The sequence below is a fragment of the Streptomyces sp. NWU339 genome, from assembly GCF_003143855.1.
GTDB lineage: Bacteria > Actinomycetota > Actinomycetes > Streptomycetales > Streptomycetaceae > Streptomyces.
The window spans coordinates 1-4,824 of the sequence record NZ_QFRK01000112.1 but is presented as its reverse complement, the minus strand read 5'-3'; the positions used below and the strand labels follow the sequence as shown (position 1 = coordinate 4,824).

3 protein-coding genes and 2 pseudogenes are annotated in these 4,824 nt (G+C 69.2%); 3 read left to right on the top strand and 2 right to left on the bottom strand.

From position 1 onward, the window contains the following. Positions 1–302: 302 nt before the first annotated feature. Together DIZ27_RS48235 and DIZ27_RS43275 are read right to left on the bottom strand one after the other, a co-directional pair. A pseudogene (locus tag DIZ27_RS48235) lies at positions 303–673 on the bottom strand (XRE family transcriptional regulator); the annotation flags it as partial. Positions 674–845: 172 nt separating this feature from the next. Next, entirely contained in the window at positions 846–2,087 is a 1,242-nt protein-coding gene (locus tag DIZ27_RS43275; protein ID WP_109383758.1) for a PP2C family protein-serine/threonine phosphatase, read from the bottom strand. 469 nt (positions 2,088–2,556) lie between these two features. Between DIZ27_RS43275 and DIZ27_RS43270 the strand changes: the two genes are divergently transcribed. The 3 genes and pseudogenes from DIZ27_RS43270 to DIZ27_RS43260 all read left to right on the top strand — a co-directional run. Further along, positions 2,557–2,859 carry a helix-turn-helix domain-containing protein gene (locus tag DIZ27_RS43270; RefSeq protein ID WP_258308883.1) on the top strand — a complete coding sequence of 101 codons (303 nt, stop codon included), beginning with the start codon at positions 2,557–2,559 and terminating at the stop codon, positions 2,857–2,859. Between the two features lie 65 nt (positions 2,860–2,924). After that, a complete protein-coding gene (locus tag DIZ27_RS43265; protein ID WP_109383757.1) occupies positions 2,925–3,506 on the top strand; it encodes a dihydrofolate reductase family protein in 582 nt (193 codons plus the stop codon). 340 nt (positions 3,507–3,846) lie between these two features. Then, positions 3,847–4,824, top strand: a pseudogene (locus tag DIZ27_RS43260) (ISL3 family transposase); the annotation flags it as partial.

Here is a 4,824-nt window from a genome sequence, read left to right as displayed (position 1 = left end):
GGCTGGTGTTGATCGGCAGTGACCGCGCCCAGCCCACCGCACGAAGCGATRATTCTTCCACTGCGTTCTCCTTYCGCCTGCTCCACTTCGTTGCGTTTACCCTTCACAGGGCGCGCGACGCCGCCCGCGTGGCGGCATGCGCATCGAAAGCTGGGGTATACGGCGTCTCATCGGCTGACGAGTAGGCCGCTGGGACAGGCAGGGCGCCATCACGACGGTGACGACCGCGCGGGCTGACGAGACAGCCATCGGCGTGCCGGAGATAGCGGACCCCTCGAAGGTGGCGCCCAGGGACGCGCGGGGGCGATGTCACACAGCCGCCGCTCACTGGCGCCGGTCTCCTGAGCGGCGAAGAGGCGGGCCGCGTGCTGTGGGGGCAGGGCGAGGGTGAGGTGACGGGTGCGGGCGTCGTCGGTGGTGCCGGGCGCGGCGGTGAAGCCGAACCGGGCGCGGCTGTCGACGACCGGGCCGGTGGCAGCCTGGCGCCGGGCGCGCTCGCGGACGCGGGGCTGCCGGCGGGCGCGGACCGCGTCCTGAAGGCGTTGTGCGAGGTCGGCGCGGGGCCGACGGATCTCTGGTCTTTGACGTACCGCTCGACGGTGCGCTGGGAGACGCCGAGCGCGTCGGCCGCGGCTCGGGTTCCCTTGAGCTGCCTGACGACTCTGCTGCGCAATTCGCCCGTCCCCTAGGAACAGCCGCTCGGAGCGCCGAGCATGGCCGCGTCGCCGCGGCGAACAGGTTCCGGGGATCCGGGTAGGGAGGAGGCTGCGGCCTGACGCGTAGCGTCCGCTCGGGCTGCCGGTAGCCGCCGCGGTGCGAGATGGGTGGAGCAGGCGGAGGCCGGTTTACAGGCGGACGATGACCAGAGCGACGTCGTCGCGTCCGCCGTCGGCCACGCCGAGGCGGGTGAGCAGGACGTCGGCCAGCCGGTCGGGGCTCAGACGGGCGTGCCGGGCGAGGGCATCGGCGAGGCGGTGCAGCCCGGCGTCGATGTCCTCGCCGCGGCGTTCGATGAGCCCGTCGGTGTAGAGCACGAGGGTGTCGCCCGGGGTGTAGGCAACCGTGGCCTGGGGGCGCGGGGCGTCCTCGGTAAGGACGCCCAGTGGAGGGTTGGTGGCCTCATCGAGCAGGACGACGGTGCCGTCCGGCCGGGCCAAAAGGGGCGGGAGGTGGCCGGCGCTGGTGTAGGTGATGTGCTGTTGGCGGGTGTCGATGACGGCTTTGACCGCGGTGGTGGCCAGTGCGCCCTCGAAGGCGCGGGCGTACCGGCTCAGGACGTCCATCGCTGTGCCGGGTTCGTGTATGGCGCGGACGGCGGCGGACAGGGCGCTGCGGAGCATGCCCATGACGGCGGCGGCCTCCAGGCCGTGGCCGACCACGTCACCGACCGCCACGGTGTACGTGTCGTCGGACAGGTCCACCACGTCGTACCAGTCGCCGCAGACGTTGAGGGAGCGGACGGCGGGCAGGTAGCGCACGGCGATCTCGCGGTGAGCGGCCAGGTCCGGGGAGTGCAGCATGACCTCTTGCAGGGTGAGGGCAGTACGGCGTTCCCGGTCGTGGGCTTCGCGGAGTTCCTCGTTGAGGCGCTGGAGTTCCTGCGCCCGCGTGAACAGTTCGGCCTCCGTCGCCTTGTGCTCTGCGCCCGGGGCATCCGGCCGGAGGCGGAGCGGACGGGTCAGTGCGAACTCGGTCATGTCCTCCACCCGATGGATGATCCACTGCACCTCGCCGTCAGCTCCGAGGACGGGTGTGTTGATGGGCGACCACCACTTCTCCCGGAACCCTCCCGGATGGCCGGAGACCGGGATGTCGTACTTCTGCACCGCCATCGTGTCCGGTCCCTTCGACCGCAGGACCCGCTGCAGGGAAGCGTTCAGATTGTGCACCCCGTCGGCATCCGGATCCGCCGGATTCTCGGGGTAGGCATCGAAGAAGTACCGGCCGATCAGCTCTTCCCGGGTCCGGCCCGTGGCCCGCAGATAGGCCTCGTTGACCTCAACGATCACCAGCTCGGGGTCCAGCACCAGACAAGGGCTGCACGCCACGGCGAACAACGCCCGGTAGTCGATCCGCGATGTGGTCACAAACGCTCTCCTGTCCAGCCCCTCCTGTCTCATTCCCGGTCCTCGACTATGCGGTCAGCCGTGAGCGGCGATCTGTCGGCTCGCCGGAGGCGCTGAGTGCGAATCTGCACCGGAAGGACACGCCGCGACCTGCAGCAACCTCACGAGCCGTCACCGCAAAAACCGCACCCCGATGTCACCACCACCCCACACCCCACGGCGAGCCCCCAACCCACCGCTCTGACACCAGCGCTGGAGGACACTGGTGCCACCTCTGCAGAAACCGATGACATTGAGATGCAGATCCGCACCGCGTACAGGCGCGCTGTGTTTCGGCCGCCTTCCCTCAAGCCGCTTTGATGCCCGCAAGTCTTCGACAACAGGGTGTGACCGACGTGGTGGCTGTCCAATGGAGGGGCACCGAGAGCCGGCTCAGCCGAGGCGCCACCCGCCGCCGGGACTCTGGCCTACGGCGATCGGCGACCTGAGCGTGGCAGCCGGTGTCAGCAGCACTCATCTGGCACAGCGGTTCAAGGAGCTCATCGGCGTCACGCCGAAGCGGCTGGCCCGCACCTACCGCTACGCCGCCACCGTGTTCGCAATCCACCCCGCCGGGCCGATCGACTGGGGCGAACTCGCCGGTGGCGCAGGCTACTTCGACCAGGCCCACTTCGGCCACGAGTCCCGGGCGTTCACCGGGCTCAGGCCGACCCAGTACGTCGAAGTCCGGCGGCGGTTCCTGCGCGAACAGCCCGGCCACGTGCTGGACGGCCGGCCGCTGCCGGCCGATTGATTTCTTACAAGAGCGACAGCTCACGACACGCTAATTTGGGGCACCCCAAAGCAGAGGAGGGCCCCGTGGGCAAGGTGGTCATGTACAGCTCGGTGTCGGTGGACGGCTTCGTCGCGGACGAGAACGACCAGCCCGGACCGCTGTTCGACTGGTTGTCCAGCGGTGACGTCCCGTTGGACGAGAGCGGCGAGCTGAAGGTGTCGCAGACGTCCTACGACTACACCCGGCCGTACTGGGACCAGATCGGAGTCACGATCGTCGGCCGCCACGTCTTCGACCTGACGGACGGCTGGGACGGGAAGCCGCCGGGCGGGATCGACCACGTGGTCGTCGTGACGCACCGGCCGGAGCCCGAGGGCTGGGACCCCGCGGCGCCGTTTCACTTCGTCGACGACGTCGAGGCAGCCGTGGCCAAGGCGCAAGGGCTTGCGGGTGACCGCATGGTCGAGGTCGCCGCTGGTGACGTCGGTGGCCAGGTGCTTGCCGCGGGCCTGATCGACGAGGTGCGCATGGACGTCGTACCCGTCGTGTTCGGGTCCGGCAAGCGCTACTTCGGGTCGGTCCACGCGCAGCACCTGTTGGAGGATCCTGACGTGGTGATTCAGGGCAACCGGGTGCTTCACCTGCGCTATCGGGTGCGCCGTTGACCGACCTGAGCGGGTACGCGAAGAAGTCCACTGCGAACGGTGACACAAGATCGGGCCTCCGGCTGCGTTGGCGCATCGCCGTCTCTGGTCGGGCAGCCGACGCCGATCCGCCCCGGTACCTCACCTGCGGCACGTTCAACTCAAGATCACTGGTTGCCGGTTTCCGTCGTATCTTGGCCGACCCCCAGGAAGAGCGGCTCTTCACCAATGCAGGGTGTAGTCGGGTCTGAATCCGCCTGGGGTCTATCAGGAATTAGGCTCTGTTCCGTAGTCGGTGGTGACGCTGCGTCTCTGTCTGCGACCATGGGACATGGATGACGTCAACTCCCTTGTAGCCGTGGTGTTTTCTGGCCTGTCGGCGCTGGTTGTTGAGGAGGTGACGGATGGCGGTGAGGTAGTCCGGGTCACCGCCCGGACCCGGGATGTCCCGGTGCCCTGCCCGATATGCGGTGCGCCGACGGGGAAGGTGCACGGGTATCACGGCCGTACGGTGGCGGATGTGCCGGTGGACGGCCGCCGGGTCGTGGTCCACGTCCGGGTCCGGCGCCTGGCCTGCCCTGTCCTGGGCTGTCGTCGGCAGACCTTCCGCGAGCAGATCCCCGGGCTGCTGGAGCGCCATCAACGCCACACCACGCGTCTGACCGGCCAGATGGCGAAGGTGGTAAAGGAGTTATGCGGCCGGGCGGCCGCCCGCCTGGCCCACGCCCTGGCCACGCCCGTCTCCTACGCCACGGCCCTGCGCCTGCTGCGGCGTATCCCTACACCGCAGGTGCCCGTCCCGAAGGTGATCGGGGTCGACGACTTCGCCCTGCGCCGCCGCCACCGTTACGCCACCATCATCATCAACGCGCAGACCGGCGAGCGCATCGAGGTGCTCCCCGACCGCGAGGCCGCCACCCTGGAAGCCTGGCTGCGTGAACATCCCGACGCCGAGGTCGTATGTCGGGACGGATCGGCCACCTACGCCGAGGCAATCCGCCGGGCACTACCCGACGCGGTGCAGGTCAGCGATCGCTGGCATCTGTGGCGCAACCTGTGCGACAAGGTTCTGGCCGAGGTCCGTACCCACGCAGGCTGCTGGGCCACTGTCAACCCACCACGCCCCGGCGGCGTCCGCGAGCAAACCACCCGCGAACGCTGGCACAAGGTCCACGACCTGCTCGGCCAGGGCGTCGGCCTGCTCGACTGCTCCCGCCGCCTGGGCCTGGCCCTGAACACCGTCAAACGCTACGCCCGCATCCCCGAGCCGACCATGCTGCGCATCGCCCCCCCAGTACCGACCCACCCTGGTCGATCCCTACCGCGGCCACCTGCGCAC